The 26,562-nt window shown below is 65.3% G+C and carries 30 protein-coding genes; 12 read left to right on the forward strand and 18 right to left on the reverse strand.

What is annotated here, in order from left to right:
- Positions 1-24 precede the first annotated feature (24 nt).
- Genes kdsA through ftsB form a run of 4 tightly spaced genes read left to right on the forward strand, consistent with a single transcriptional unit; the run spans position 25 to position 2,788 of the window.
- Complete coding sequence (gene kdsA, locus RMO95_RS01380) at positions 25-855, forward strand: 3-deoxy-8-phosphooctulonate synthase (protein ID WP_310448886.1); 831 nt, start codon at positions 25-27, stop codon at positions 853-855.
- The gene (locus RMO95_RS01385) at positions 852-1,145 is read left to right on the forward strand and encodes a DUF1330 domain-containing protein (RefSeq protein WP_310448791.1); all 294 of its coding nucleotides are present in this window, start codon (positions 852-854) and stop codon (positions 1,143-1,145) included. The genes kdsA and RMO95_RS01385 overlap by 4 nt, the downstream gene beginning before the upstream one ends.
- Before the next feature lie 21 nt (positions 1,146-1,166).
- Positions 1,167-2,453: a phosphopyruvate hydratase gene (gene eno / locus RMO95_RS01390; RefSeq protein ID WP_310448792.1), complete on the forward strand. Its 1,287-nt coding sequence runs from the start codon at positions 1,167-1,169 to the stop codon at positions 2,451-2,453.
- A gap of 20 nt (positions 2,454-2,473) precedes the next feature.
- The gene (ftsB, locus tag RMO95_RS01395; RefSeq protein WP_310448793.1) at positions 2,474-2,788 is read left to right on the forward strand and encodes a cell division protein FtsB; all 315 of its coding nucleotides are present in this window, start codon (positions 2,474-2,476) and stop codon (positions 2,786-2,788) included.
- Positions 2,789-2,887: 99 nt separating this feature from the next.
- On the opposite strand, the gene RMO95_RS01400 is transcribed toward ftsB, so the two are convergent.
- From RMO95_RS01400 to RMO95_RS01420, 5 genes are all read right to left on the reverse strand, one after another.
- Positions 2,888-3,412 (reverse strand): gamma carbonic anhydrase family protein, encoded by a 525-nt coding sequence (locus RMO95_RS01400; protein ID WP_310448794.1) that lies wholly within the window; start codon positions 3,410-3,412, stop codon positions 2,888-2,890.
- Positions 3,413-3,448: 36 nt separating this feature from the next.
- Positions 3,449-5,335 (reverse strand): DEAD/DEAH box helicase, encoded by a 1,887-nt coding sequence (locus tag RMO95_RS01405; RefSeq protein WP_310448795.1) that lies wholly within the window; start codon positions 5,333-5,335, stop codon positions 3,449-3,451.
- 202 nt (positions 5,336-5,537) lie between these two features.
- Positions 5,538-5,810 (reverse strand): hypothetical protein, encoded by a 273-nt coding sequence (locus RMO95_RS01410; RefSeq protein WP_310448796.1) that lies wholly within the window; start codon positions 5,808-5,810, stop codon positions 5,538-5,540.
- 130 nt (positions 5,811-5,940) lie between these two features.
- The gene (locus RMO95_RS01415; protein ID WP_310448797.1) at positions 5,941-6,957 is read right to left on the reverse strand and encodes a class I SAM-dependent rRNA methyltransferase; all 1,017 of its coding nucleotides are present in this window, start codon (positions 6,955-6,957) and stop codon (positions 5,941-5,943) included.
- Between the two features lie 112 nt (positions 6,958-7,069).
- On the reverse strand, positions 7,070-7,696 hold the full coding sequence (locus RMO95_RS01420; RefSeq protein ID WP_310448798.1) for a hypothetical protein: 627 nt from the start codon (positions 7,694-7,696) through the stop codon (positions 7,070-7,072).
- A 155-nt stretch (positions 7,697-7,851) separates the two neighbouring features.
- Here RMO95_RS01420 and RMO95_RS01425 point away from each other — a divergent pair, with 155 nt between their 5' ends.
- The 4 genes from RMO95_RS01425 to RMO95_RS01440 all read left to right on the forward strand — a co-directional run bounded on the left by RMO95_RS01425 (position 7,852) and on the right by RMO95_RS01440 (position 10,539).
- The gene (locus RMO95_RS01425; RefSeq protein ID WP_310448799.1) at positions 7,852-9,162 is read left to right on the forward strand and encodes an RNA polymerase sigma factor; all 1,311 of its coding nucleotides are present in this window, start codon (positions 7,852-7,854) and stop codon (positions 9,160-9,162) included.
- Positions 9,163-9,266: 104 nt separating this feature from the next.
- Entirely contained in the window at positions 9,267-9,683 is a 417-nt protein-coding gene (locus tag RMO95_RS01430; protein ID WP_310448800.1) for a YciI family protein, read from the forward strand.
- 45 nt (positions 9,684-9,728) lie between these two features.
- The gene (locus RMO95_RS01435; RefSeq protein WP_310448801.1) at positions 9,729-10,106 is read left to right on the forward strand and encodes a VOC family protein; all 378 of its coding nucleotides are present in this window, start codon (positions 9,729-9,731) and stop codon (positions 10,104-10,106) included.
- A 67-nt stretch (positions 10,107-10,173) separates the two neighbouring features.
- Positions 10,174-10,539: a YciI family protein gene (locus tag RMO95_RS01440; RefSeq protein ID WP_310448802.1), complete on the forward strand. Its 366-nt coding sequence runs from the start codon at positions 10,174-10,176 to the stop codon at positions 10,537-10,539.
- Positions 10,540-10,875: 336 nt separating this feature from the next.
- On the opposite strand, the gene RMO95_RS01445 is transcribed toward RMO95_RS01440, so the two are convergent.
- The 4 genes from RMO95_RS01445 to RMO95_RS01460 form a co-directional block, all read right to left on the reverse strand.
- Positions 10,876-11,163 carry a hypothetical protein gene (locus tag RMO95_RS01445; protein WP_310448803.1) on the reverse strand — a complete coding sequence of 96 codons (288 nt, stop codon included), beginning with the start codon at positions 11,161-11,163 and terminating at the stop codon, positions 10,876-10,878.
- A gap of 38 nt (positions 11,164-11,201) precedes the next feature.
- Positions 11,202-11,606 (reverse strand): hypothetical protein, encoded by a 405-nt coding sequence (locus RMO95_RS01450; protein WP_310448804.1) that lies wholly within the window; start codon positions 11,604-11,606, stop codon positions 11,202-11,204.
- 165 nt (positions 11,607-11,771) lie between these two features.
- Positions 11,772-12,506 carry a hypothetical protein gene (locus RMO95_RS01455; RefSeq protein WP_310448805.1) on the reverse strand — a complete coding sequence of 245 codons (735 nt, stop codon included), beginning with the start codon at positions 12,504-12,506 and terminating at the stop codon, positions 11,772-11,774.
- A gap of 273 nt (positions 12,507-12,779) precedes the next feature.
- Entirely contained in the window at positions 12,780-12,998 is a 219-nt protein-coding gene (locus RMO95_RS01460; RefSeq protein WP_310448806.1) for a type II toxin-antitoxin system prevent-host-death family antitoxin, read from the reverse strand.
- A 360-nt stretch (positions 12,999-13,358) separates the two neighbouring features.
- Here RMO95_RS01460 and RMO95_RS01465 point away from each other — a divergent pair, with 360 nt between their 5' ends.
- Positions 13,359-13,934 carry an FHA domain-containing protein gene (locus RMO95_RS01465; protein ID WP_310448807.1) on the forward strand — a complete coding sequence of 192 codons (576 nt, stop codon included), beginning with the start codon at positions 13,359-13,361 and terminating at the stop codon, positions 13,932-13,934.
- A 99-nt stretch (positions 13,935-14,033) separates the two neighbouring features.
- Here the strand turns inward: RMO95_RS01465 and RMO95_RS01470 are convergent, their stop codons facing one another.
- The 9 genes from RMO95_RS01470 to RMO95_RS01510 form a co-directional block, all read right to left on the reverse strand.
- A complete protein-coding gene (locus RMO95_RS01470) occupies positions 14,034-14,765 on the reverse strand; it encodes a pseudouridine synthase (RefSeq protein ID WP_310448808.1) in 732 nt (243 codons plus the stop codon).
- Positions 14,766-14,777: 12 nt separating this feature from the next.
- Complete coding sequence (locus tag RMO95_RS01475; RefSeq protein ID WP_310448809.1) at positions 14,778-15,452, reverse strand: DUF2461 domain-containing protein; 675 nt, start codon at positions 15,450-15,452, stop codon at positions 14,778-14,780.
- A gap of 29 nt (positions 15,453-15,481) precedes the next feature.
- Positions 15,482-16,303, reverse strand: a complete 822-nt coding sequence (locus tag RMO95_RS01480; protein ID WP_310448810.1) for an alpha/beta hydrolase — start codon at positions 16,301-16,303, stop codon at positions 15,482-15,484.
- Between the two features lie 28 nt (positions 16,304-16,331).
- Entirely contained in the window at positions 16,332-17,438 is a 1,107-nt protein-coding gene (locus tag RMO95_RS01485) for a Zn-dependent alcohol dehydrogenase (protein WP_310448811.1), read from the reverse strand.
- 291 nt (positions 17,439-17,729) lie between these two features.
- Positions 17,730-18,524, reverse strand: a complete 795-nt coding sequence (locus tag RMO95_RS01490) for a thioesterase family protein (protein ID WP_310448812.1) — start codon at positions 18,522-18,524, stop codon at positions 17,730-17,732.
- A 257-nt stretch (positions 18,525-18,781) separates the two neighbouring features.
- Complete coding sequence (locus tag RMO95_RS01495) at positions 18,782-20,260, reverse strand: AMP-binding protein (RefSeq protein WP_310448813.1); 1,479 nt, start codon at positions 20,258-20,260, stop codon at positions 18,782-18,784.
- Positions 20,257-21,354, reverse strand: a complete 1,098-nt coding sequence (locus tag RMO95_RS01500; RefSeq protein WP_310448814.1) for an acyl-CoA dehydrogenase — start codon at positions 21,352-21,354, stop codon at positions 20,257-20,259. The genes RMO95_RS01495 and RMO95_RS01500 overlap by 4 nt, the downstream gene beginning before the upstream one ends.
- A gap of 10 nt (positions 21,355-21,364) precedes the next feature.
- Positions 21,365-22,531: an acyl-CoA dehydrogenase family protein gene (locus RMO95_RS01505; protein WP_310448815.1), complete on the reverse strand. Its 1,167-nt coding sequence runs from the start codon at positions 22,529-22,531 to the stop codon at positions 21,365-21,367.
- Positions 22,532-22,540: 9 nt separating this feature from the next.
- Positions 22,541-22,966: a PaaI family thioesterase gene (locus RMO95_RS01510; RefSeq protein WP_310448816.1), complete on the reverse strand. Its 426-nt coding sequence runs from the start codon at positions 22,964-22,966 to the stop codon at positions 22,541-22,543.
- Between the two features lie 348 nt (positions 22,967-23,314).
- Between RMO95_RS01510 and RMO95_RS01515 the strand changes: the two genes are divergently transcribed.
- From RMO95_RS01515 to RMO95_RS01525, 3 genes are read left to right on the forward strand one after another with little or no spacing between them, the layout of a single operon-like run.
- Positions 23,315-24,748 (forward strand): DHA2 family efflux MFS transporter permease subunit, encoded by a 1,434-nt coding sequence (locus RMO95_RS01515; protein ID WP_310448817.1) that lies wholly within the window; start codon positions 23,315-23,317, stop codon positions 24,746-24,748.
- An 8-nt stretch (positions 24,749-24,756) separates the two neighbouring features.
- Positions 24,757-25,719: a nitronate monooxygenase family protein gene (locus RMO95_RS01520; protein ID WP_310448818.1), complete on the forward strand. Its 963-nt coding sequence runs from the start codon at positions 24,757-24,759 to the stop codon at positions 25,717-25,719.
- Between the two features lies 1 nt (position 25,720).
- The gene (locus tag RMO95_RS01525; protein ID WP_310448819.1) at positions 25,721-26,554 is read left to right on the forward strand and encodes an IclR family transcriptional regulator; all 834 of its coding nucleotides are present in this window, start codon (positions 25,721-25,723) and stop codon (positions 26,552-26,554) included.
- Positions 26,555-26,562: the final 8 nt, after the last annotated feature.

Raw genomic sequence — 26,562 nt, forward strand, 5'->3', positions numbered from 1 at the left:
CGACCCAACATGGAACGCCGCGCCATGAAGCTGTGCGGCTTTGAGGTCGGCCTCGACCATCCGCTGTTCCTGATCGCCGGTCCCTGCGTCATCGAATCGCGCGAGATGGCCTTCGACACCGCGGGACAATTGCGGGAGATCTGCCGCAAGCTGGGTGTGAACTTCATCTACAAGTCGTCCTACGACAAGGCCAATCGCAGTTCCGGCAAGTCCTTCCGCGGACTGGGCATGGAGCAGGGCCTGGCCATCCTGGCCGACGTCAGGCAGCAGCTCGGCGTGCCGGTGCTGACCGACGTGCATGCCGAACATGAAATCGCTGCCGTCGCTGCCGTGGTCGATGTGCTGCAGACGCCGGCATTTCTCTGCCGGCAGACCGACTTCATCCAGGCCTGCGCGGCTTCGGGCAAGCCGGTGAATATCAAGAAGGGCCAGTTCCTCGCGCCGGGCGATATGAAACAGGTGGTACTGAAGGCCAAGGAAGCCAACAATGGTGCCGACAGCATCATGGTCTGCGAGCGCGGCGCCTCCTTCGGCTACAACAACCTGGTGTCCGACATGCGCAGCCTGGCGATCATGCGCGAGACCGGCTGCCCGGTGGTGTTCGACGCCACGCATTCGGTGCAACTGCCGGGCGGGCAGGGCGATCGCAGCGGCGGTCAGCGCGAGTTCGTTCCCGTGCTGGCGCGGGCGGCGGTCGCCGTAGGCGTTTCCGGCCTGTTCATGGAAACCCACCCCGATCCCGCCAAGGCGCTGTCGGACGGCCCCAACGCCTGGCCGCTGGGTCAGATGGCGGCACTGCTCGAACAATTGATGGAACTCGATGCACTGATCAAGCAAAAGGGAATGACGACATGAGCAAGCCTGCCTACATGGTGGTGGACGCGCGTTCCAGCGATCCGGAACGCATGGCGGAATACCGTCGCCTGTCGCAGATCGCCGTCAATGCCTACGGCGGCCGCTTTCTGGTGCGCGGTGCGCCCTATGTCACGCTGGAAGGCAGTTGGCAGCCGCAGCGCGTGGTTGTCGTCGAGTTTCCGAGCATGGACGCCGCCAGGACCTTCTACGATTCTCCCGAATATGTGGCTGCGCGGACGGCGCGCGCCGGCGTGTCGGATTTCGACATGCTGCTGGTCGAAGGCTTCTGAATTTAACAAAAGGAAATAGCCATGAGTGCAATCGTTGATGTCGTCGCCCGCGAGATTCTTGACTCACGCGGCAATCCCACCGTCGAGGCCGACGTCCTGCTCGAATCGGGTGTCATGGGCCGCGCCGCAGTGCCTTCCGGTGCTTCCACCGGTTCGCGCGAGGCAATCGAGCTGCGCGACGGCGACGCCGGCCGCTACCTCGGCAAGGGCGTGGTGCAGGCGGTGGAGAACGTCAATACCGAAATCTCCGAAGCCGTCATCGGGCTCGACGCCGAGGAGCAGGCCTTCATCGACATGGCGCTGATCGACCTCGACGGCACCGAGAACAAATCGCGCCTGGGCGCCAACGCCATCCTCGCGGTGTCGATGGCCGTGGCCAAGGCCGCCGCCGAGGAGGCCGGCCTGCCGCTGTACCGCTATTTCGGCGGCTCGGGACCGATGCAGATGCCGGTGCCGATGATGAACGTCATCAACGGCGGCGCGCACGCCAACAACAACCTCGACATCCAGGAATTCATGATCCTGCCGGTGGGCGCAGGCAGCTTCCGCGAAGCCCTGCGCTGCGGCGCCGAAGTCTTCCATCACCTGAAGAAGCTGGTGGACAAGAAGGGCTACCCGACCACGGTCGGCGACGAAGGCGGCTTCGCGCCGAACGTCGCGGGCAATGACGAAGCCATCGAGCTGATCCTGCGCGCCATCGAATCGGCCGGCTACACGCCGGGCCAGGACGTGGTGCTGGGCCTCGATTGCGCGGCGTCCGAGTTCTATCGCGACGGCCGCTATGTGCTGGCCTCGGAGAATCTGGAACTGACGTCGGAGGCCTTCACCGACTATCTGGCGACTCTGGCCGATCGCTACCCGATCATCAGCATCGAGGACGGCATGGCCGAAGGCGACTGGCCGGGCTGGAAACTGCTCACCGACCGCCTGGGCAAGCGCGTGCAGATCGTCGGCGACGACATCTTCGTCACCAATCCGAAGATCCTCAAGGAAGGCATTGCGCAGGGCATCGCCAATTCCATCCTGGTCAAGATCAACCAGATCGGCACCCTGACCGAAACCTTCGCCGCCGTCGAAATGGCCAAGCGCGCCGGCTACACCTCGGTGATTTCGCATCGTTCCGGCGAAACCGAGGACTCGACCATCGCCGACATCGCGGTGGGCCTCAACGCCATGCAGATCAAGACCGGCTCGCTGTCGCGTTCGGACCGCATCGCCAAGTACAACCAGTTGCTGCGCATCGAGGAAGACCTCGGCGATACGGCGGGCTACCCCGGTCTCGACGCCTTCTACAACCTGAGGAAGTAGGCCCCCCGCGGCGATTCGCAATGAAGTGGCCGACGCTGGTGCTGGTCGCCCTCATTGCCCTGCTGCAGTATCCATTGTGGCTGGGCAAGGGCGGTTGGCTCCGCGTCTGGGACTACGAGCGCCAGTTGCAGGCGCAGCGCGAAGTCAATCAGGCGCTGGAGCAGCGCAATGCCGGACTGGATGCCGAGGTGCGCGACCTCAAGGCGGGCTACGAGGCGATCGAAGAGCGCGCCCGCTATGAATTGGGCATGATCAAGGAAGGCGAGGTTTTCGTCCAGGTGCCGCAGAAGACGCAGCCTGCGCCCGCCGCAGGCAAGCCTGCCGCAGCGAGATAATGGACTGCAGCGCGAACACCTGGGGCGGACCGTAGGGCGGACTTCAGTCCGCCATCCACCGTTGGCCGACTGAAGTCGGCCCTACAACACAATCCACCCTCAGCCGGTCGGCGCCAGCAGCGCGCGGTAGCGCCGCGCGTTTTCCACATAGCCTTGTGCGGCAAGTATGAGCCGCGCGACTTCCTCGTCTGTCAATTCGCGCACCACCTTGCCCGGCGAGCCCATCACCAGCGATCGTTCGGGAATCACCTTGCCTTCGGCGATCAGCGAGTTGGCGCCGATGATGCAATGGCGGCCGATCACCGCCTTGTTGAGGATCACCGACTTGATGCCGATCAGGCTTTCCTCGCCGATGCTGCAGCCGTGCAGCATCACCAGGTGGCCGACGGTGACGCGGGCGCCGAGGGTCAGCGGCACGCCTTCATCGACATGCAGCACCGAGCCATCCTGGATGTTGCTTTCGGCACCGATGGTGATCGTGTCGTTGTCGCCGCGCAGCACGGCATTCCACCAGATGCTGGCGTTGTCGCCGAGGCGCACATCGCCGATGACCGTGGCGTTGGGGGCGACCCAGGCGTCGCGTCCCAGGCTGGGCTGGCGCTCGCCAAGGCTATAGACGGCCATGAAAACTTCTCCTCGTCCCGAATGCCGGCGCAGGGCTCAGCGTTCGCGCTTCTTCCATTCCGGCTTGGCGCCGGCGGGTTTTTTCCAGTCCGGCTTCTTGCCGTCGCGGGCAGGCGGCGCGCGGCGCGGCGGGCGGGTGTCGACGAACTCGCCCGCTTCCATGACGCGTGTCTTGAGCGCGAACTGGCGCACGCGGATGCGGCGCAGGATATCCATCAGATCGTCCGACAGATTGGCCGGCAGTTCCACCGAGCTGTAGTCTTCGAACAGGTTGATCTGGCCGATGTCCTTGCCGGCGATGCCTGCTTCGTTGGCGATGGCGCCGACGATTTCCTTGGGCAGCACGCCCTGGTTGCGGCCGATCTCGATGCGGTAGCGCTGCATCGTGGCGCCGTCGGCGAACGTGCGCTGCTTGACCGGCGTATCGCTGCGGCCGGCCGGGCGCTCGCGGCGCGGCTCGGCGGCCGGATAGCTTTCGGCCGGCTTGGTGCGGGCCTTGAAATCCGGCTTGCGTTCGAAGTCGCGCGCAGGAGTTGGCGCTGGCGCTACGGCAGGAGTTGATCCCACCTCACGCGGCGCATGGTCGTTGGCGCCGGGCATTTGCAGCGGACGCTCGCGCGTCGCCAGCCAGGCCAGCGCGGCGGCGATCTCGCGCGCCGCGATGTCGTTCTCGCCTTCGATGCGGCGCACCACGTCGAAGAAGAAGTCCAGCTTCTCGGTCTTGATGATGTCGACGATCTGCTGGGTGAACTGCGCGACGCGGCGGTTCGCCACCTCGCCCGGCGTCGGCATGGTCAGTGCGGTGATCTTCTGCTTGGTGGCGCGCTCGATCAGCTTCAGCATGTACATCTCGCGCGGCGCCAGGAACAGGATGGCGCGGCCGGTGCGGCCCGCCCGGCCGGTGCGGCCGATGCGGTGCACGTAGGCCTCGGTGTCGTAAGGCACGTCGTAGTTGATGACATGGCTGACGCGCGCCACGTCGAGGCCGCGCGCGGCGACGTCGGTGGCGACCACGATGTCGATGGTGCCGGCCTTGAGCCGTTCGATCACCTGCTCGCGCAGGCCCTGGGTCAGGTCGCCGTTGAGCGCCGCAACGGAATAGCCGCGCGCCTCCAGCTTGTCGGCGATTTCGACGGTGGCGGTCTTGGTGCGGACGAAGACGATGGCGGCATCGAAGTCATCTTCGACTTCGAGGATGCGCGTCAGCGCTTCGAGCTTCTGCCCGCTGTGGGTCTGGCAGTAGGACTGGCTGGTGGTAACGACCGTCGAGGTGGCCGAGCGGATCTTGATTTCCTGGGGCTCGCGCAGGTGCTCGCGCGCCACGCGGCGGATCACGTCGGGCATGGTGGCCGAGAACAGCGCGGTCTGGCGCTCCGCTGGCGTGTGTTCGAGGATCCACTTGACGTCGTCGATGAAGCCCATGCGCAGCATTTCGTCTGCTTCGTCGAGCACCAGCATCGATAGGTTGTTGAGCACCAGGCTCTTGCGCTCCAGGTGGTCCATGACACGCCCCGGGGTGCCGACGATGACGTGGGTGCCGCGCGACAGGGCGCGCAACTGCACCACCATGCTTTGTCCGCCGTAGATCGGCAGCACATGGAAGCCGGGCATGTGGTGGGCGTATTTCTGCAAGGCTTCCGCGACCTGGATCGCCAGTTCGCGCGTCGGCGTCAGGATCAGGGCCTGCGGCACGGCGCGCTTGAGGTCGATCTTCTGCAGCAGCGGCAGGGCGAATGCCGCCGTCTTGCCGGTGCCGGTCTGCGCCTCGCCCAGCAGGTCGTGGCCGGCCAGCAGCACGGGGATGCAGGCGGCCTGGATCGGCGAAGGGGTTTCGTAGCCGACGTCGGCCAGGGCTGCAAGCAATGGTGCTGCGAGCCCGAGGGTGTCGAACCCGGCGGCATTAAGATCTGGGGAGGTGGTCATGGCGTGCCTGCGCTGGGCAGGGAATTTCGGGGAAAAGGCGGGCCGGGCATGCTGTAACCGGCCGGAGAACCGCGCATTATCGCAGAGTTTGGGCGAAATTGCCCGATTTTGTTGGCCCGTGACAGACACTCGCCCGGAGCAGGCCGAGACGGCCGCGCAAATCACGCGGCGACCGACGCGGTGATGCGGGTTCGGGCAGGACTTATTGCTGCAGCCAGCGTTTCAGGCGGCGCAGCACCAGGGCCGTGACGATGAAGACGACGCCCAGGGTGCCCGTGGCATCGGTCAGGTTGTTCAGTGCCGGGCCCTGCGCCGGATCGACGCTCAGTTCGACCACCCGGTAGGCCCTGCCTTCGGCAGCGCGCGACAGCAACTGGTGCACCTCGTCGGCGGACAACCCGCTTACCGTGAAGCTGCGGTCGACGCTGCCGGCGGATACTGTGACGAGGTAGGTGTTGTTACCGATCGCTGCCATGCCACAAAGTCTAGGCAGAGGCGCGCGCTACCGCTATCGCGGGCCCTGTGGACTTCATGTCGTCGGCGAACTACGCCGGACTCGATTTGCCGCGGCGGTGCGGCGGTGCGGCGGCGCGGCGGGCCGCGGCCTACACGCGCAGCAGGGCGATCTTGAGCGGCGGCTGGCCGTCGGAACTGGGGAAATCGGCCTCCGGCATGATCCACTCCATCTCGCGGATCGGCCGTCCGGCCTTGGCGGCGCTGCGCTGCAGTTGGTCGAGCCAGGCATCGCGTTGCACGTCGGCGACGTTGTTGGTGCAGATCAGCGTGCCGCCCGGGCTGGTGCACAGCAGGGCCGGCTTGAACACCGAGGCGTAGTCGTTGATCAGGTCCACCACGCCGAAGGGGCTCTTGGCGTAGCGCGGCGGATCGAGGAAGACCAGGTCGAAGCTCTGCGCGTCGAGCTTGGGGAAGGGCGGCATGCGCTTGCCGCGCACCCGTTCGGCCTGGCCCAGCCCGGCGTACTGGCGCATCGCGGCGAAAGCGTCGCTGAGGACGAAGCGCGGGCGCACCGGCAGATCGTTGAGGCGCGCATTTTCCTTGCCGACTGAAATGCTGGATTCGGCGAAATCGACATTGACCACGAAGCGCGCGCCGGCCTTGGCCGCCGCGATGCCGACGCCGCAGGTATAGGCAAACAGGTTCAGCAGCGATTTGCCCGGCACTTCCTGCATCACGCGCCGCCGCGCCGCGCGCAGGTCGAGGAACAGCCAGGGGTCCTGGCCCGCGTGACGGCCGGCGATGCGGTAGTTGACGCCCATTTCGTGGATTTCGCGCGGCATCATCGCCGCGTCGATCTGCTCCGCCGGCAGCGGATTGCCGATACGCGAATTGGCGTGGCTGCGATCGTTGTAGACCGTGATCAGGCCGGGCAGCAGCGGGGTGTAGAAGGCCTCCACGGCGGCCAGGGTTTCCGGCGCCAGCGGGCTGTGGAAGCACTGCACCAGCAGCAGGTCGCCGTAGCGGTCGATGGTCAGGCCCGGATGGCCCTCGACGCTGCCGTGGAACAGGCGGTAGGCGTCGGTCTGCTCGGCGTGCAGGCGCGGCAGGAGTTCCGCGCGCGCATCGAGCGCGGCAGCAAGCAGGGGGACCAGGGCATCGGACATGGGGGATTCTCGGCTGGGGCTCCGCGCTCGCCAGGCTTGGCAATCGCGGAAAAGGGCGACATCTTACGCGCATGCGGGATTTGCGTCGCCGCTGCCTGCCCGCGCAGGGGAATCAGGTCGTTTCGGGGGGAATCAGATCGACCCGCAAATAATCCGGGCAGGTCCATTTCGCGTCTATGCTGCGCTCATAGTGCCGTTCGAGCCGGCCTTTGGCTTGGTCGAACAGCGGCGAATCCGTTTGATGCTTGGGTTTGAAGGCGCCGGTCGCGGCATGTTCCACCAGCGGCATGGGCTGGATCCAGAAGGCGCGCACCCCGCGCCGCGCCAGCACCGTCTGCGCAAAGGCCCGCGCCAGGGGCGTACCGAGCCCGTGTCCCTGATGTTCGGGCGGGGAGGCGATCAGCGCCAGCAAGGCTATCGCGCCCGCCTCCATCAACGAGGGCGGGCATTGCTCGCAGTTTCTCCTGAGGCAGGCCGCCCAGTCGTCCCCCACCGGAGAGTGCGATTCGAGCGCTTCCAGCGTGCCGTCCTTGCCGCCGGTGACGCCCATGTCCACCAGCAGCCAGCGCATGTACACCAGATCGTTGCCGGCCGCGTCGTCCACGCGCACGGCGTACTCCGTGATGCCGGGCACCTCGACGTAGCCCGCGGATACCTCCCACGTCGCGACATAGGGGCAGCCGTCCACCTGCAGGGTTTCGCGCCGGCTGTCTGCCGTGAATTCACCGATTACCTTCATGCCCTTGCCTCGTCAGTTTGAGGACCGCCCAGCGGGAAATGTACATTATGACGCGCGTTTTTTGGTTCCCGTCGGTACCGGGCGGGTAAGCGGGTGGGTAGCGGTCCGGCAACGACGGCGTTGATCTTTTCGGCGATCGGCGCGACGATTGACATATGAACAATCTGTCTTTCCGCGAATCGGCACGGCCCGCCGCGAGCGAAGCCTCCGTTGCGGCCATCGGCGCCACGCTGGAGGCCGTCTACCGCAATGAATCGCGGCGCGTGCTGGCGACGCTGATCCGCCTGCTGGGCGATTTCGACCTGGCCGAGGAGGCGCTGCACGAAGCCTTTCGCGCCGCGCTGGAGCACTGGCCGCGCGACGGGCTGCCCGCCAATCCGCGCGCCTGGCTGGTGTCGGTGGGGCGTTTCAAGGCCATCGACGGCATCCGCCGCGGTGCGCGCTTCGCCTCGATCGAGGACATGGCCGAGCAGATCGAGGCGATTCCCGACCAAACCACCGACGAAACCGCCGACAACTCCGGCGATGGCATCGAAGACGACCGCCTGCGCCTGATCTTCACCTGCTGCCATCCGGCGCTGGGGCCGGATGCGCAGGTCGCCCTGACGCTGCGCGAGGTCTGCGGCCTCACCACCGAGGAAATCGCCCATGCCTTCCTGACGCCGGCGCCCACCCTGGCGCAGCGCATCGTGCGCGCCAAGGCCAAGATCCGCGATGCCGGCATTCCCTACCAGGTGCCGTCCGTCGAGGAACTGGCGGAACGGCTCGACAGCGTGCTGCGGGTGATCTACCTGGTCTTCAACGAAGGCTATTCGGCCTCGCTCGGCGCCGACCTGACGCGGCACGATCTCTCGGCCGAGGCGATCCGCCTCGGCCGCCTGTTGCTCGAACTGCTGCCCGAGCCGGAGCCCGAAGCGGCCGGCCTGCTGGCCCTGATGCTGCTGCACGAATCGCGGCGCAGCGCACGCGCCTCGCCCGGCGGCGAATTGATCCGGCTCGAAGACCAGGACCGCACGCTGTGGCAGCGCGAGCTGATCGGCGAGGGCGCCGCGCTGGTCGAAGTCGCCCTGCGCACGCGCCGCTTCGGCCCCTATACGCTGCAGGCCGCGATCGCCGCGGTGCTGGCCGAGGCCCCCAGCCCCGGCGCCACCGACTGGAAAGAAATCGTCGGCCTTTACGACCTGCTGCTGCGCGCCGAACCCTCGCCGGTGATCGAGCTGAACCGCGCCGTGGCCGTCGCCATGGAGGACGGCGCCGCGGCCGGGCTGGCGCTGGTCGAGGCCCTGCTGGCGCGCGGCGACTTGGCCGACTACCGTTTCGCCCACGCCACCCAGGCCGACCTCTGCCGCCGCCTGGGCCGGAAGGACGAGGCCCGCGCCGCCTACCGGCGCGCCCTGGAGCTAACGCAGCAGGCGCCCGAGCGGCGCTTTATCGAACGCCGCCTGGCCGAACTGGACCGGCCATGAACAAATTTTCACAACGCTGTCGATTTCGGCGCCGCGCGTTCGACCAGTGAGCAGGAGCGGCTCAAAGCGAACCGCAATCCCCCACCCAGCCAAGGAGAAACACCATGCGCTTCATGATCATCGTCAAAGCCAGCGCCGACTCGGAAGCCGGCGTGATGCCCGAGGAAGCCCTGTTGACCGAGATGATTCAATTTCACCAGGAAATGGCGCAGGCCGGCGTCCTGATCGACGGCTCGGGCCTCAAGCCCACCAGCAAAGGCTGGCGCATCCGCTACGGCGGCGGCAGCCGCAGCGTCGTCGATGGGCCCTTCGCCGAGACCAAGGAGCTGATCGCCGGCTACACCATCATCCAGGTCAAGTCGCGGGAGGAAGCCCTGGCCTGGAGCAAGCGCTTCCCCAACCCGGTCGGCCCCGACCGCGATGGCGAGATCGAGGTGCGCGAATTCTTCGAAATGGACGACTTCGTCCAGTGTCCGGCAATCGAGCTGGCCCGCGAACTCGGCCTCGGCGAAAAGGTCTGAATCCCTCCGGCGCGGCTTGCGCGCCAACCATCGAAAGGAGAAGCAATGACCGAGAATCCCGTCCGCTGGTTTGAAATCTACGTGCAGGACATGGCGCGCGCCCGGCGCTTCTATGAAACCGTGTTCGCCACTACGCTGCAGCAGCTCAAGGCGCCCGCCGGAGAACTGGAAATGTGGGCCTTCCCCATGGCCATGGACCGCGGCGGCTGCGCGGGTTCGCTTGTGAAAATGGAAGGCTTCCCCTCGGGCGGCAACAGCACGCTGGTGTATTTCGCCTGCGAGGATTGCACGGTCGAGGCCGCGCGCGTCGCCGGCGCCGGCGGCAAGCTGTTCCGCGAGAAAATGTCCATCGCCGAACACGGCTTCATCGCGCTGGCGATCGACACCGAAGGCAACATGCTGGGCATGCATTCCATGAAATAGCCGCGCGCCGGGCCGCCGCCACGCTCGGCGGCCCGGCCCGGGCCTGTCTCATCCACGGGAGCACACGATGAAATATCTCTGCCTGGTCTATCTCGACGAAAACCGGCTCGACGAACTGCCCGACGCCGAGTGCGTCGCCTATGACGAAGCGGTCCGCAGCAGCGGCCACTGCCTTGCCTCCGAGGCACTGCAATCGGTGCATACCGCCAGCACCTTGCGCGTGCGCAACGGCAAGCTGGTCATCACCGACGGCCCCTTCGCCGAGACCAAGGAACAGCTCGCCGGCTTCTACCTGATCGAAGCCCGCGACCTCAACGAAGCCATCCAGGTCGCCGCGAAAATTCCGCCCGCGCGTGTCGGCAGCATCGAAGTCAGACCGATCCGGCCGATCCGCGAGGACGTCGCCGCCGCGGCGGGGCAGCGGGGGCGCTGACGCGGCCGGCGGTCGAGGTTGGGCGCCACCTCGGCGTGTCGCCAGCGCCAACTCTTGGGGAATAGCCGCGCTCGCGCGGCTCAGGTGGATTGTTCGGCGGATGGCTTGTGGCTTGAACGACCGCCGGTTTTTTATCCGTGCAACCGTTCGCTGGAAGTCGTGAGCCAGAGTGAGTCAACGGCCGGTCGCAACACTGCTATCGGTGCTTTGTGCCCATAGCAGACCCGGGTAGTTAGAGAATGCGGGCGCTCAGAAACGTATAGCTAACCAGCGCTGGGCGGCCTCATTGCGTAGCCTCCATGTTGACCGATGGGCTACGCCTCTGCGGGGTCAATGTTAGTGGCGAGTTTCATCAGGTGGCGTATGGGAAGGAGACTTCACAACTTCTTCGAGCCACTGCCACAAGTTTTCCTCTTCGGCACTTTGGCGCGTGGCTTGGGCCAGCAGACGGTCGCGGACTTCGGCGGGAAGAAGCCTTATTGAAGCAAGCGCTCGGTCAATGGCCTGACCATCGCGAGACACGAGGGCCTCGTGAATAATCTCCTTGGTTCTATCGGGAATAACTTCCTCTTGATCGAGCAATCCCGATAGGGCTTGAATTAGCGGAAGGCGTTGGTCTGACATCGAAGCTCTCCATTGGACAGTGAATCGCTTAACTGCTGCTAAGGCAATCGGGTTCCTTTCGCCTCGACAATGAGCCACTCATGTTTTTGGCTTGCAGGCCAATTGACGCTAATGAAGAAGTCGTGGCTTGATAACGGTTGAACTGTAACGGTGACTTTATACCGCTCCATTCTCTGCGCTGCATTGCCCTGAGACATTTCTTTGCCTCCGATCTTGTTCTTTAACTCGATCGGGTCTGCAAGCAGGATTGTTATTTCTTCGACGATCCAGTCCTCATTCCCGTTGTAGATATTGCCGCTCCCACCAAGATTAGAAATACCAAAGCGACCATCGATCTTTCTCGAGGCATCTGGAGGGAGCTGCGTCAATGACTTTGCCCCCAACAATTCTGGAAACTTGCTTCGGCATGCGCTAGCAATAGTAGCTGCGACAGCCTTGTCCATTCCCGCCTTTACCTTCTGAAGAATGCAGTCATCGTAGGTAGTTGGTTCAGCCGTGCATGCAGCAAGTGCGAGGAGGACCAACAATGCTGCTTGGCAACGAAGTCTAGCGGGGGTCATTGCGGGGCGCTCCAGTGAGGTGTGGCCTAGCGTTCAGTGTTCCCTGTGTCACAGGGTTAGAGCCGGGGTCTCGCGGGCTTCATTTTCGCTTTCATCTTGCTGATTGAATACGTCGCAGATAGCAATTAGCGCTTTAGCGAGAAAATTCCAATGTCCCATTAGGTCACGCATCGGCTTTTTATCGAGTCCTTCCATTGTGAGCGACCATTTACGAAGTGCGCCTGCCCCATGAGCTTCTGCCGTGCGGTAGGTGTTGTCGAATTGCTCCAGAGCTGACAGGAGGCCAGCCACGAACTCCTGCGGTAGGTTGTCTATTCTTGATGCAACCTCTCGAAAGTATTTCTTTCTGCTCTTCGCATTCGAAAATCCATCGTAGGCCTCGGGCAAAAAAAGGAGGAGAAGGAATCCCATGATCTTGTCCCATAAGGCGCGGTATCGAAGAATGTATGCAGAGGAGTAGCGGTGAATGTCCATTTTTCCGAAGAACTTGGCGCTCGAGTCGAGCACCGAGCCTCCCTCAAGCTTTCCTTTCGAGAAGCGGGAGTTCCATATTCCGCCCACCGAAGTGAGGTCCAGATGAAGCATGTGCAGGTTGAGATAAATGTCGAGTAGCGCCGAAAATACTCGACCGCCATCCGTTTGTTGATGAAGTTGGTCCCACGCTCTCACCAAAGGGATGTAGTTCAGCGCCACGTCGGCTCTTACTTCGGAGTACTGACGCATCAGTTCCTCGAAGCGCTCAACCTCCTCCCGCGACTTAAGTTTGAAGGCGTTGCCAGTCATTGTGTATGGAGGCTCTCGAGCTGCTGTTCAACGGACCCACTGGTCCGTACTATTGAAATTCGCTGAACATGCCGGTTCGCCGTAACTGCCTGATTCATCGTGGGTGTGCCCAAGTTGCCTGCCCGCATATGCAATGATAATACTGACAGAGAATTCGAGTGGCTGCCACCGGGAAAATATTCGACTGGCCGGAGTTAGCCGGAAATGTGAATCCCACAAATTTCCACAATGAAGCCATTGTCCAGCTCGCCACGATGCGGTGGCCGTCAATGACTAGTTGCTTTCAGGCAAGCTCAAGCTGGGTCCGGCTACCCATTTGCGCAGATCAGCCCAGCCGAAGCTTTCTTGTTTCGCGAAGGGAACCAGGCGTGCCACGGGTTTCCCGCGGCGGGTGATGCGCACTTGCTGACCAGATTCGACGGCGACGATCAGGGCGGATAGTTGCGACTTGGCGCTGGCAATGCTCACAGTCTTCATGCTGCGGAACCCCATGGATGCTTATCCGATGCAGGATTATTGATCGAGATGGTCGCTTTGCATAGGAGCCGCAGAACCTCGATACGCCTTGCATGACGAAGTTCGATGCGACGTGGTGGCGCGGCGCCTGCAGCGAGTCAGGCCGCCGTAGCGCCAGCGCCAACTCTTGCCGGCATCGCCAGCGGTGAACGGAAACTCGACTTAACCCTTCTCACACAATGGATTTGCTCAGTAGCCGGCGCTTCCTTATTCCCGGATGACATGGCAACATGCGGATCGGATGGCAAGCAGAATGCATATTGCACTTGTCGTTGTTGTGGGCAAGCGGTGGCGCGATCCGCTCTCCCGTCATTTCGTTTATCAGGAGGTTTGCAGGTGCTCAAGTTTTATGTTTTCTGGGGATTGTTTGCCCTGGTCCTGATCGGCGTTGCGGCGACCCTGATCCGTGACCGGCAGCGGCGCCTGAAGCGGGAGGCGGAGGAGGCGAAGTCCCGCGCAGTCGCTGCGCCGCCCCACAAGCCTGTCGTTCGTTCCGTGGAAGCGCCTTACGATCCGACTGCGACGCGGGTTCATGTCCGCTCGACGCCGGTCGGCACGCACAGCGAGTTGCCGGATCGCGAGGAAGCGCGGCTGCCGAGCGAAGCCGTGCCGCGGCTGGTGTGCGTGGGCGGCAGCCAGAAGGACCACAGTTTTCCCGTGACGGTCGCCGGGGTCACGGTGGGACGCAGCAAGGACAACACCGTCGTCATCACCGATCCGCGGGCGTCAAACCACCACGCCTGGGTGGGCATCGTCGATCACAAGGTGGTGCTGCGCGACCTGGAGTCGACCAACGGCACTTTCCTCAATGCCCAGATCGACGCGCCGGTGGGCGAGGTGGTGCTGAGTCCGGGCGACACGATTTTCTTCGGCGGGCACGGGCGCGACCAGTTCCGTTTCGTCGTGGATTGAGATTCATCGACGGCGCGGCGGCCGCCAGTCCGGATTCGCGGCGGGCTGGCGTATGCAGCGGGGCGCTGGTCGCCGTGTCGCCAGCGCCAACTCTTGAAGCTATCCGTGTATCCCGTCCCAGCCCAATGCCCCGAGCACAGCGGCGAAGCTTTGCTCCGGCGGCGCGCTGATGATGAGCGCGCGGCCGTCCTGCGGATGCTGGAGTTCGAGCCGGGTGCAGGCCAGCAACAGCCGCCCGCAGCCGAAGCGTTGCTGGAAGAAGCGATTGTGTATGCCCTTGCCCCAGGTGGCATCGCCGATGATGGGATGGGCGATGTGCTTGAGATGGCGGCGCAACTGGTGCTGGCGGCCGGAGCGCGGCGAGAGTTCGACCAGCGCGTAGCGCGTGCTCGGGTAGCGGTCGACCGCATCGGGCAGTTCGACCCTCGCCAGGCGGCGGTACTCGGTGACCGCCGGCAGCGCTGCGGCGGCGGCGCTGTCGGCGCCCAGCTTGCGGCCGTAGTCGTCGAACTGGCGCGACAGCGGATGGTCGATGAGGCCGGCTTCCGGCGGCCAGCCGCGCACGACGGCGAGGTAGCGCTTGGCTATTTCGTCGCGCTGGAACTGCCCGCCGACTTCGCGCGCGCAGTCGGCATCGAGGGCGAACAGCAGCACGCCCGAGGTGCCCTTGTCGAGCCGGTGCAGCGGATGCACGCGCTGCCCGATCTGGTCGCGCAGCAATTGCACGGCGAAGCGCGTTTCGTGGCGATCGATGTTGCTGCGATGAACCAGTAGCCCGGCAGGCTTGTTGATCGCGACGAGGCGGTCGTCGCGGTAGAGGATTTCCAACATGCCGCGCGGCGGCTAATACTGGACGCCCTGCGCCTCGCAGAGGAATTTCATCAGCGGCGCGGCGGCGGCGAAGCGCTCGCTGGCGAGCTTGACCAGGCCGGGGCCGGTGGCGTCGCTGAAGGACAGCGCGGCGAGGCCGATGAAGTCCTTGCGCTTCAAGTCCTCGATCGCCGCGTGGTCGGCCGCGTAGCCGCGCGGCGGTCGCGTCAGGCTGTCGCCGGCCAGGGCCCAGTGCGAGGAGAACTTCTTGTCATCGCGCGCCGCGAGCCAGCGTTTCGGCTGCGCCGCGATCAGGTCGCGGATGCGTCCCAGCGCGTCGGCCTCGGGATGCCAGCAGCCGGCACCGAAGAAGCATTCGTTCGTCGCGATGTGCAGGTAGAAGCCCGGCGCATGGACGTCCTTGCCCAGCTCGTGGCGCAACTGGATGCCGATGTTGGTCTTGTAGGGGCTCTTGTCGCGGGCGAAGCGCGTGTCGCGGAACACGCGCATCAGCGAGCCGCCCATCTTGCGCGGCTCGGCGCGGAAGTGCGGGGCGAACTTCGCCAGCGGGGCCGCCATCGCGGCGATGAATTCCAGCGCGGGTTCGCGCACCAGTTCTTCATAGCGCGGCTTGTTCTCCTCGAACCAGGCGCGCTCGTTGTTGGCGGCGAGTTCGTCGAGGAAGCCGAGGGTGGCTTTGCTGAACATGGCTTACTCCTCTCTGCGCGACGCTCGATTCAGGCTGCCGCTGCGACTTTCAGGCCGAGGCGGCGCGTCATCCAGTTGTCGATTTTGGCCGCCGCATCGGTCCATTGCGGCTCCATCATCAGCATGTGTCCGGCGCGCGGCACGACGCAGGTTTCGGCATTCCAGCCGGTGGCGGTGTACAGCAGCAGGTTGGCGGGGAACACCTGGTCGAGTTCGCCGCCCATGACCAGCGCCGGGATTTTCGGCCGGCGTACCGGCGGGCGCCAGGCCAGGGCCATCATCTCGGCGATCGCGGTGCGCGACTCGTCCTGCACCAGCGGCTGGAAGGCGACAAATTCCTCGTGGCTCACGTCGGGTGAAAAATACACTTCGCGCATGACGCGGATGGTGTTCGCGGTGTATTTGCCGCGCACGGCGTAGGCGGCTTCGCGCAGGAAATCCGGATGTTTGCGGGTGAGCTGGATGCTGCTGGCCGAGAGCCCGGTGGCCGGCACCGGCGCCATCATGATCACGGCCGCGGCCTTGCCCTTTTCCAGATAGCGCTGCACCACCGCGGCGCCCATCGAATGCCCGATCAGCACCGGCGGTGCCGGCAGTTCGGCCACCGCCTGGGCGACGTCGGCGGCATAGTGGTCGAGGTCGTAGCTGTGCAGATCCTCGCGGCCCTCGCTGGCGCCATGGCCGGAAAGATCGATGGCGTGGCAGCTGTAGCCAAGTTCATTGAAATGCCGCATGAAGTTCACATCCCAGCAGCCGCCGTGGATGTAGCCGCCGTGCACGAAAAGCAGCGGAGGAAGGCCGTTCGGCTGCTTGGCGGGCCGATGCAGGGTATGCAGTTTGCGGTGTTTCAAGGGCACGCTCCGTGGATGAAAATTCAGGTCAGAACAATATCACGCCGCGTGCATTGCGCCCTGCGGCGAGGTCGGCGAAGGCCTGCGGCGCTTCCTCGATGCCGTAGGTGCGGGTGATCAGTTCGTCGAGCTTGAGCCGGCCGCTGCGATACAGGCCGATCAGGCGCGGAAAGTCCTGCTGCGGGCGGGCCGAGCCGAAGTAGCTGCCCTTCAGCGTCTTCTCTTCGAAAGTCAGCGTCGCGGTGCGGATGGTGGTGGTGTCCTTGGGGCCGGCGACGCCGACCACCACCGCCGTGCCGCCCTTGCGCAGGCAGCCGTAAGCCTGTGCCGCGACTTCGCCGAAGCCGACGCATTCGAAGGCGTAGTCGGCGCCGCCCTCGGTGAGCTTCTTCAGCGCCTTGACCACGTTCTCTTCGTTCTTCGGGTTCACCGTGTGCGTGGCGCCGAAAGCCCTGGCCATTTCCAGCTTGGCATCCGAGGTGTCGACCGCGACGATGATGCGCGCGCCGGCGATGGCGCAGCCCTGGATGGCGTTGAGGCCGACGCCGCCGCAGCCGAACACCGCCGTCGCCGAACCCGGTTCGACTTTCGCCGTATTGACCGCGGCGCCGACCCCGGTCATCACGCCGCAGCCGATCAGCGCGGCCTTGTCGAGCGGCATCGCGGCATCGATCTTGACCACGTTGTCGACGTGCAGCGTGGCGTATTCGGCCATCACGCCGCAGCCGGAGAAAATGTTGAGCGGCTTGCCGGCGGCATCCTTGAAGCGCGTGGTGCCGTCGGGCAGCGTGAAGCCGGCCTTGGCGGCCTGGTCGCAGAGCTGCGGGCGCCCGGTCTGGCAGTAGCGGCATTTGCCGCACATGCTGACGAAGGAGCTGACGACGTGATCCCCGATGGCGAAGCCCGTTACGCCTTCGCCGACCGCGACGATGCTGCCGGCGCCTTCGTGGCCCAGCACTACCGGCGGCGGCAGCGGCAGCGTGCCGTTGGTGGCGGACAGGTCGCTGTGGCAGACGCCGCAGGCAGCGAGCTTGATCATCACTTCGCCGCGTTGCGGCGCATCGACGCTGACGGTTTCGACGACGACGGGTTTGCCGACTTCGCGGCAAATGACAGCACGGGCTTGCTGGGTCATGGCGATGCTCCTATGGGTTACGGATTATTCGGAAAACTTTTTAGCCACAGAGGACACAGAGCACACAGAGCACACAGAGAGAATCAAAGCTCAAAAATTGGAATCGGAACACTAGTACGCAGACATGTTGAAACCGATGGATGTAGGAGCGAGCTTGCTCGCGATAGCGGCTTATCGCGAGCAAGCTCGCTCCTACAGGGAATGCGCCTTTTCCTTGTTGACTGACTACTAGCTGCTGTTTTTCCTCTGTGATCTCTGTGTCCTCTGTGGCAAATGCCTTGGCCTTTGATTTCATTCCTTGTACCAGACCAGTTGCTGGGTGGTGGCGAGCAGTGTGCCATCGGCGCTCCAGACGTGGCCGTGGTGGTCGAAGTGGCCGTCGCTGAAGGCCTGGGCCTGGGCCACGGTCAGCACCGGTGCGGCGCCGTGGCGGGTCAGAGCTGCTTCGCCGGCATGGAAGTAGATGTTGATCGAGACCGTGCCGATCGGCACGAAGTCCGGCCGGCGCAGGAAGATGCGCGGCAGGAAGGAATCGCACAGCGCGGTCAGCGAAGCGAAGTCGAGCGGGCGCGGCGGCACGTCGGAAACCCAGACATGGGAGAGGCTGTCTTCGTTCACCGCGAAGGGTGTGCCGCGCACGATGCGGAACTCATAGCGCTGGAGGAAGCCCGTGGCCTTGCGCGGCGGCGCCGGCGGGCATTGCTCGGGCGGCGGCACCTCGGGCGGCGCGGCTTCGACCAGGCTCCAGGTTTCTCGGCGCAGGGCGCAGATGGCGATGGCCTGGGCCAGCACGCGGCCGGCCTGCGAGAGGCGGATGGCCCAGTGCTGGCTATTGCGGTTGGCGCGCACCAGTTCGGTGTCGATCGCGTAGTCGCCGGCGTTGATCGGCGCCAGGAAATTCAGCGTAAAGGCCAGCGGCGTGCCGCGCCGCTCGGGATGGTCGAGCATGGCCTGCATCATGGCGCCGGCCGTGACGCCGCCATAGGGGCTGACCATGTTCCAGTAGTCGTCGCTGGTGCGGCCCCGCCAGCGGTCGGGCGGCTCGTGTGTCAGCGCGATGGCGGTGTCGAAGGGATGCGGATTCATGCCGTCACCTGATCCCCCTCTCCCTTGACGGGCGTGTGCGCTAACCTAACCGTGCCGATGCACGTCTCCCTCCCCTTCAAGGGGAGGGCTGGGGTGGGGATGGGGGAAAATGTTGTGGATACTTGCCCCATCCTCCACCTAACCTCCCCCTTGAAGGGGGAGGAACAGGATAAGGTAGCGCTTATGCCTTTACGGGAAGGGCTGGAAAGGGAAGCATTGGCAGGCGTTGGGCGGCTTGTCTTCATGGTCAATCAGGCTCATATCCTGCGCGAACGGCCGCCCCAATAGACATCGCGGATCTTGCGCTTCTGCACCTTGCCGTTGTCGTCGCGCGGCAGGGCGTCCACGATGTCGATGCGGCGCGGCACCTTGTAGCCGGCGATGCGCTCGCTGAGTGCCATGCGGATGGCTTCGGCATCGAGCGTGGCACCGGCTTCGGCCACCACCTGCGCCGCCAGCGACTCGCCGAATTCGTCGTCGGGGATGCCGACCACGGCGCAGTCGATGATGCCGGGCAGAGTGATCAGCACGTGTTCGATCTCGGCCGGGTAGATATTCACGCCGCCCGAGATCACCATGTCCGCGGCGCGATCGCAAACGTAGAGAAAGCCGTCGGCATCGAGATAGCCCATGTCGCCGACGCTGATCAGGCCTTCGCGCTCGATGGCGCGGCGCGCGGCGTCGTTGCCGTGGTAGCTGAAGTCGGAATAGGCCGGTTGGTGCGCGTAGATGGTGCCGATTTCGCCGTTGGGCAGGGTATGGCCGTTGTCATCGAAGATACGGATTTCGGCGCGACCGACGGCGCGGCCCGCGCTGCCGGGTTTGCGCGCCGCGTCCTGCGGGGGCATCACGGTGATGTAGCCGGTTTCGCTCGACGCATAGGCCTCGTAGATCACCGGGCCGAGCCATTCGATCATGGCGCGCTTGACCTCGGGCGCGCAGGGCGAGCCGGTCGAGGCGACGAACTTGAGCGAGGACAGGTCGTAGCGCGAGCGGACTTCGGCCGGCAGGCGCAAGAGGCGCACGTACATCGTCGGCACCAGGTAGACGGTGTCGATGCGGTGGCGCGCGATCAGGGCCAGCGTGGCCTCGGCGTCGAACTTTTCCTCCAGCACGAACAGCGAACCCTGCAGCAGCGATTGCTGGGCGAAGGAACTCGGTGCGCTGTGGTAGAGCGGCGCGGAGACCAGGCTGCGCACGCTGGGGTAGATGCCCAGCGCATCCTTCACGACCTGTGCGGCCAGGGCCTGCTGCTGCGGCGTGGGCGGCAGGCGGCGCACGCCCTTGGGCCGGCCGGTGGTGCCCGAGGTGTAGGCCATGTGGCCGCGCGGCGTGCGCGGCGCTCCGGCGTAAGGCGCCTGCGCGGCGAGCCAGGATTCGTATTCGCCTGCGGCGTGATCCGGATCGATGACGATCACCTGCACCTCGGCCGGGATCGCGCCGGCTATGGCGGCCAGCAGTTCGGGCTGGATGAACAGCACGTTCGCGCCGCAGTCGTTGAGGATGAAGCCGGCCTCGTCGCGCTTGAAGTGCCAGTTGATCTGGCAGTAATAGGCGCCGGCGATGCGGCAGCCCTGGATGATGTCGACGTAGGCCGGATGGTTCTTCAGCATCACGGCGACGGTGCCGCCATCCTCGACGCCGAGGCGGGCCAGCGCGCCGGCCAGTCTTGCCGCGCGCCGGTCGATTTCGGCGCCGGCGCGTTCGAGCGTGCCGCAGACCAGCGTTGCGGTCATGCGGCGGGCGACGCCTGTGACAGGTTCGTGGCGAAGCGCTGCAGATGGAAATCGGTATCGCCGAATGTCATTTCGATGACGGTCAGGCGCTTGAACCAGTGGCTCAGGATCAGCTCGTCGCTCATGCCCATGCCGCCGTGCAGTTGCACCGCGTTTTGCGCGATGAAGCGACAGGCCTGGCCGATGGTCACCTTGGCGGCCGAGAGCGTGCGCTGGCGTGCGGCGGTATCTTCGTCGGTGCAATGCATCGCGGCAAGATAGCTCATCGAGCGCGCCTGTTCCAGATGCAGCAGCATGTCGGCCATGCGGTGCTGCAGCGCCTGGAAGCGGCCGATGGGCTGGCCGAACTGCTGGCGCGTCTTGAGGTAGTCGGTGGTGGCGGTGATGGTTGCGTCCATGATGCCGACCGCCTCCGCACACAGCGCGGCGAGGCCGATGTCGAGCGCCGCCTCGATGGCATGCGCCGTGTCGCCAGCGCCAACTCTTGTGGCCGGCGCATTGCTCAGCACCAGATCCGCGGCGCGCTGGCCGTCGAGCGTCGGGTAGTCGCGCAGGTGCACGCTCTCGGCGCCCGAGGTCACGGCAAAGAGTCCCGTACCGCCGTCGGCGGTGCGCGCCGACACCAGCAGCAGGTCGGCGCAGCCGCCGTGGGCGACCACCGCCTTGCGCCCCGACAGGTTGCCGCCGATTTCCGTGACCGGCTCGTTGCGCGCATCGGCATGGGCCAGCACGACGATGGATTCGCCGGTGGCGATGTTCGGCAGCCATCGCTCCTGAAAGTTGGCGCTGGCGGTACGGCGAATCAGCGCCGGTGCGATCACGGCGCCGGCCAGATAGGGCTCCAGCAGCAGGCCGGCGCCGAAAGCACCCATCACCAGCCCGGTTTCCTGCGGTCCGTAGCCGAGCCCGCCGTAATCCTCGTCGATGTTGAGCGCCAGCACGCCGAGGTCGGCCAGCCCCTGCCAGACCTCGCGGCTCCAGCCGGGTTCGGCATCGCGGATGGCGCGGCGCTTCTCGAACGTGTATTCCCTGGCGACGAAGCGCTGCACGGTGTCGGCCAGCGCGCGTTGGTCTTCGCTGTAGTCGAAGTTCATGCCCGGTTCCTCACAGCCCCAGGATCATCTGCGAGATGATGTTCTTCTGGATTTCGTTGGAGCCGCCGAAGATCGACAGCTTGCGCAGATTGCAGTAGCCGGCGCCGAGGTTGGCGGCATAGTCCGGGCCGACGTCCTGCTGGCCGAAGGGCAGGGCGTAGGGACCGACGGCCTGCATCATGAGTTCGGCGATGGCCTGCTGGATTTCCGTGCCCTTGATCTTGAGGATCGATGCTTCCGGGCCCGGCGCCTTCTTCGCACGTTCCGCGGAGAGCACGCGCAGATTGGTGATTTCCAGCGCCATCAGGTCGATCTCGATCTGTGCCACGCGCGCCGCGAACAGCGCATCGGCCAGCCGCCCCTCGGCTTCGGCGATGCGCTTGAGGCGCGCCAGCTCGCGCTTGGCGATGCCGATGCCGGCGATGTTGGTGCGTTCGTGGCCGAGCAGGAATTTGGCGTAGGTCCAGCCCTTGTTCTCCTCGCCGATCAGGTTCGCCGCCGGCACCCTGACCTCTTCGAGCCAGACTTCGTTCACTTCGTGCGCGCCGTCCAGGGTGATGATCGGCCGCACCGTGACGCCCGGCGATTTCATGTCGATCAGCAGGAAGGAAATGCCGCTTTGTTTCTTCGCCGCGGGATCGGTGCGGACCAGGCAGAAGATCCAGTCGGCGTACTGGCCCAGCGTGGTCCAGGTCTTCTGGCCATTGACGACGTAGTGGTCGCCTTCAGGCGAGTTAACCCTTACCGCCCGCGTTTTCACCGAGGCGAGATCGGAGCCGGCGCCGGGTTCGGAATAGCCCTGGCACCACCATTCCTCGCCGGCCATGATCTTCGGCAGGAATCTGGCTTGCTGCGCCGGCGTGCCGAAGGCCATCAGCACCGGCGCGATCATCTTGAGGCCGAAGGAAATCAGGCGCGGCGCACCGGCGGCGGCGCATTCCTCCTCGAAGATGTATTGCTCGGTCGGCGTCCAGCCGGGGCCGCCGAATTCCCTGGGCCAGCCGGGGCCGCCCCAGCCGCGCTGGTGCAGGGTGCGCTGCCAGAGTATGTGGTCGACGCGATTCAGATGCACGCCGTTCATCACCTTGTCGCGGATGTGCGCGGGCAGTTTTTCGCCGACGAAGTTGCGGACTTCGGCGCGGAAGGCGCTTTCTTCGGGACTGAAGTTCAGATCCATGGGCTGGCCCTATTCCGGCGCAGCGCCGAGCGGCACGATGGTGCCCTGCGCCGTGGCGCAAAGTTTCTCCTCGCCCTGATTGACGGCAAACACATCGCAGCGGCAAACGGCCTGCGTCCGGCCGGCGTATTGCACGCTGGCACGGGCGACCAGGGTTTGGCCGATGGCGGGACGCAGGTAATTGATCTTGTATTCCGAGGTCACCACGCCCTGTTGCGGCAGGACGCTGCCGCCGGCATAGGTCAGGGCGTTGTCGGCCAGGTAGCTGACCACGCCGCCGTGTACAAAACCGTGCTGCTGCTGGTGCTCGCGGCGTACGGCCAGAGTCAGTTCGGCGCGGCCCGGTGCGAAGGCCGTGAGTTCGGTGCCCAGCAGGACGCTGAAGGGTTGTTCGGCGAGGATGCGGCGGCCGAATTGCAGAAGGTCAGCGTTCATCCCGGAACTTCTTGAAGGTCTGCATAGCGGAACAATGTTCTGTTAGATGTGGCAAGGTGTGGATTCTTCCCGCAAGGGCAAAAAAAGTCAATGATTCCCATCAATCTGGTTCTTTATGCGCTGTTGCCGGGGTGCGCGGAACGCTGGCGGACCCCGTTGCGGCTTGACGCTGCTTTGAATGCTGTGCCACTATCCGGAACAAGATACTGAATATTGACCCTATTCATAAAGACTCATGAGCGCCCCCGCCGGGCCGCCCCAAGGGGGCGCAGCTAACACATGGAGCCGCGCAGCGGCGAACCGCCGTCACCCCCTGCCTTGGGCAGGGGGCCGGGGGGAGGGCGGTGCATGAGCGCCGAAACCGAAGCCCGGCAGCGGGAAGTCGCGGCGATGTTCGACCGCCACGGCCCCGGCTATCGCTGGTGGGTGGTGGTCACGGTGATGCTCGGCACGGTCTCGGCGATCATGGAAGCCACCGTGGTGAATGTCGCGCTGCCGGAAATCATTCGCGCCTTCCATGTCGGCCACGACCAGGTGCAGCTCCTGTCCACCGGTTTTCTGGCCGCCACCACGGCCTCGATGCTGGTCGCCACCTGGGCCATGCAGCGCTTCGGCCTGCGCCGCACCTATGTCGTTGCACTGCTGCTGCTGGTCATGTTTTCCATCCTTGCCACGCTGACCGACCGCTTCGAACTGCTGGCGCTGTGCCGCATCGGCCAGGGCAGCATCGCCGGCCTGATCCAGCCGCTGGCCATGGTGGCGATCATCGACGTGTTTCCCATGCACGAACGCGGCCGGGCGATGGGCGCCTATGGCCTCGGCATCGTGCTGTCGCCGGCGGTGGGGCCGGTGGCGGGCGGACTGCTGGTCGATCACTTCGGCTGGCGCGCGGTGTTCCTCGTCACGGTGCCGCTGTGCCTGGCGGCGATTGCGCTGGCGCCGCGTTTCGTCGTCCCCGGCCGTCCGCTGCCCGGAGCCCACAAGCGGCCATTCGATGCGATCGGCATGGTGCTGGTGGTGGCCGCGCTGTGCGCCGTGCTCGGCGGCCTGGCGGCGCTGATCCGGGCGCCGCTGGCGGGCGCCGCAGGGCTTGGGCTCGGCGTCGCGCTGGCTTATGGCTTCGTCGTCTGGGAACGCAACACCCTGCATCCGCTGCTGGATTTCCGCATCTTTCGCGAACCGGGGTTCAGTGCGGCGGTGCTGGTCGCCGCGGCCTATGGCGTCGGCATTTACGGCTCGACCTATCTGGCGCCGATCTTCGCTCAGATCGGCGCCGGCTTTTCGGCCTACGAGGCGGGTGTCATGCTGCTGCCGGGCGGCGCCGTGCTGGCCGTGGTACTGCTGCTTTCGGGACGGCTGGCCGATCGCTTTCCGCCCAACCGGGTGGCGATGGCGGGACTGGCCTTCTTCGCCGTCGCGGCCATCCTGATGGGATTTTCCTCGCGCGCCACGGGCTTCTGGCTGCTGGCCCTGTGGGTTGCGATCGGCCGCGTCGGCCTCGGCCTGATCATCCCGGGGCTCAATGCCGGCGCCTTGCGCCTGCTGCCCCACGGCACCGAGGCAGCCGGTTCGGCTTCGATCAATTTCTTTCGCCAGCTCGGCGGCGCGCTCGGCGTGACCATGTTGGCCTTGTTCCTCGAAGCTCGCGAGCGCCAGCTGGATGCCGTGCATGGCTTGCAGCCGATGCAGGAAGGCTTCTTCCTGATCGCCTTCGTCTATTGCCTCGCACTGATTCCCGCCGGCTTGATGACCGGCCGGGCGCAACGTGCCCAATCCGTTTAGGAGAGCCCATGTCCCTGCCCAAAGTCCTGCAAGACAATCTCGCGCTGCCGGTGATCGGCGCGCCGATGTTCATCGTCTCCCAGCCGCCGCTGGTGCTGGCGCAATGCCTGGCCGGCATCGTCGGTTCCTTCCCGGCGCTCAACGCGCGGCCGAAGGAGAGCCTTGACGAATGGCTGACCCTGCTGACCGCGGAACTCGCCGCCGCGCGGCGCGCCGAGCCGGCGAGGAAGATCGCGCCCTTTGCCGTGAACCAGATCGTGCATCACTCCAACGACCGGCTCGATCACGACGTCGCGCTGTGCGTCAAGCACCGGGTGCCGATGATCATCACCAGCCTGCGCGCGCCGGGCGACGTGGTCAAGGAAGTGCATGCCTACGGCGGCCTGGTGTTCCACGACGTGATCAGCGTGCGCCACGCGCAAAAGGCGCTGGAAGCCGGCGTCGACGGCCTGATTCTGGTCGCGGCCGGCGCCGGGGGGCACGCCGGCATGCTCAGCCCCTTCGCGCTGGTGTCGGAGGTGCGGCGCTTCTGGGACGGGCCGATCGCCCTGTCCGGGGCTATCGCGCGCGGCGAGCAGATACTCGCCGCGCAGGCCATGGGCGCCGACCTGGCCTACATCGGCACGCGCTTCATCCCGACGCCGGAAGCCAACGCGATCGATGGCTACAAGCAGATGATCGTGGACAGCAGCGCGGCGGACGTCGTCTATACTCCCTACTTCACTGGCGTGCATGGCAATTACCTGCGCCCGAGCATCACGGCGCAGGGGCTCGATCCCGACAACCTGCCGCTGCGCGACAAGACCAGCATGAGCTTCGGCTCCGATCGCACCAAGGCCTGGCGCGACATCTGGGGCGTCGGCCAGGGCGTTGGTTCGATCGACGAGATTCTTCCCGTAAATGAAGTGGTGGCGCGACTCGGACGCGAATACCGGGCCGCCCGAGACGCGCTGTGCGCGCTGAAGGACTGACATGAGCAAACAGAACAAGGACACCGTCGCTGCCGCCCCCGAAGCCGTTGCGGAAAAGTCCGCCGGCAAGGAGGATCGCCATTTCGTCACCGCCCTGGCGCGCGGGCTTTCGGTGCTTTCCTGCTTCAGCTCCGGCGAAAAGATGCTGGGCAATCTCGATATCGCCAAGCGCTGCAAGCTGCCCAAATCCACCGTCTCGCGCCTGACCTACACGCTGACCAAGCTCGGTTACCTGGTCTTCGTCGAGGAGACCGGCAAGTACCGGCTGGGCACCTCGACGCTGGCGCTGGGCAGCGCGATGCTGGCGCGGCTGGACGTGCGCGACCTGTCGCGACCCCTGATGCAGGAACTCGCCGACTTCTCCAAGGCCATGGTGTCGCTCGGCAGCCGCGACCGCCTATCGATGATCTATGTCGGCAATGCGCGCAGCACGGCGGCGCTGACGCTCTCGCTCGACGTCGGTTCGCGCATCCCGATCGCCACCACGGCGATGGGCCGCGCCTACCTGGCGATGATTCCAGAGCGCGAACGCGAGGACATCATGGAACGCGTCAAGGAGCTCGACGAGGTGGCCTGGCCGGCGATCCGCGACGGCATCGAACGCGCGCTGCACGAATACCGGGAGACCGGCTGCGTCAGTTCCTTCGGCGAATGGCAGTCCGATGTCAATGCGATTGCCGTGCCGCTGCGTCCCGGCGGCGGACTGCCGCCGATGGCCATCAACTGCGGCGGTCCGGCGTTTACGCTGTCGAAGGAATTCCTGCTCGGCGAAGTGCGCCCGCGCCTGCTGATACTGGTCAAGCAGCTGGAGGCGTCGCTGGGCTTGCGGGGTTAAGTCGCGCG

Source organism: Sulfuritalea sp., from assembly GCF_031426875.1.
GTDB lineage: Bacteria > Pseudomonadota > Gammaproteobacteria > Burkholderiales > Rhodocyclaceae > Sulfuritalea.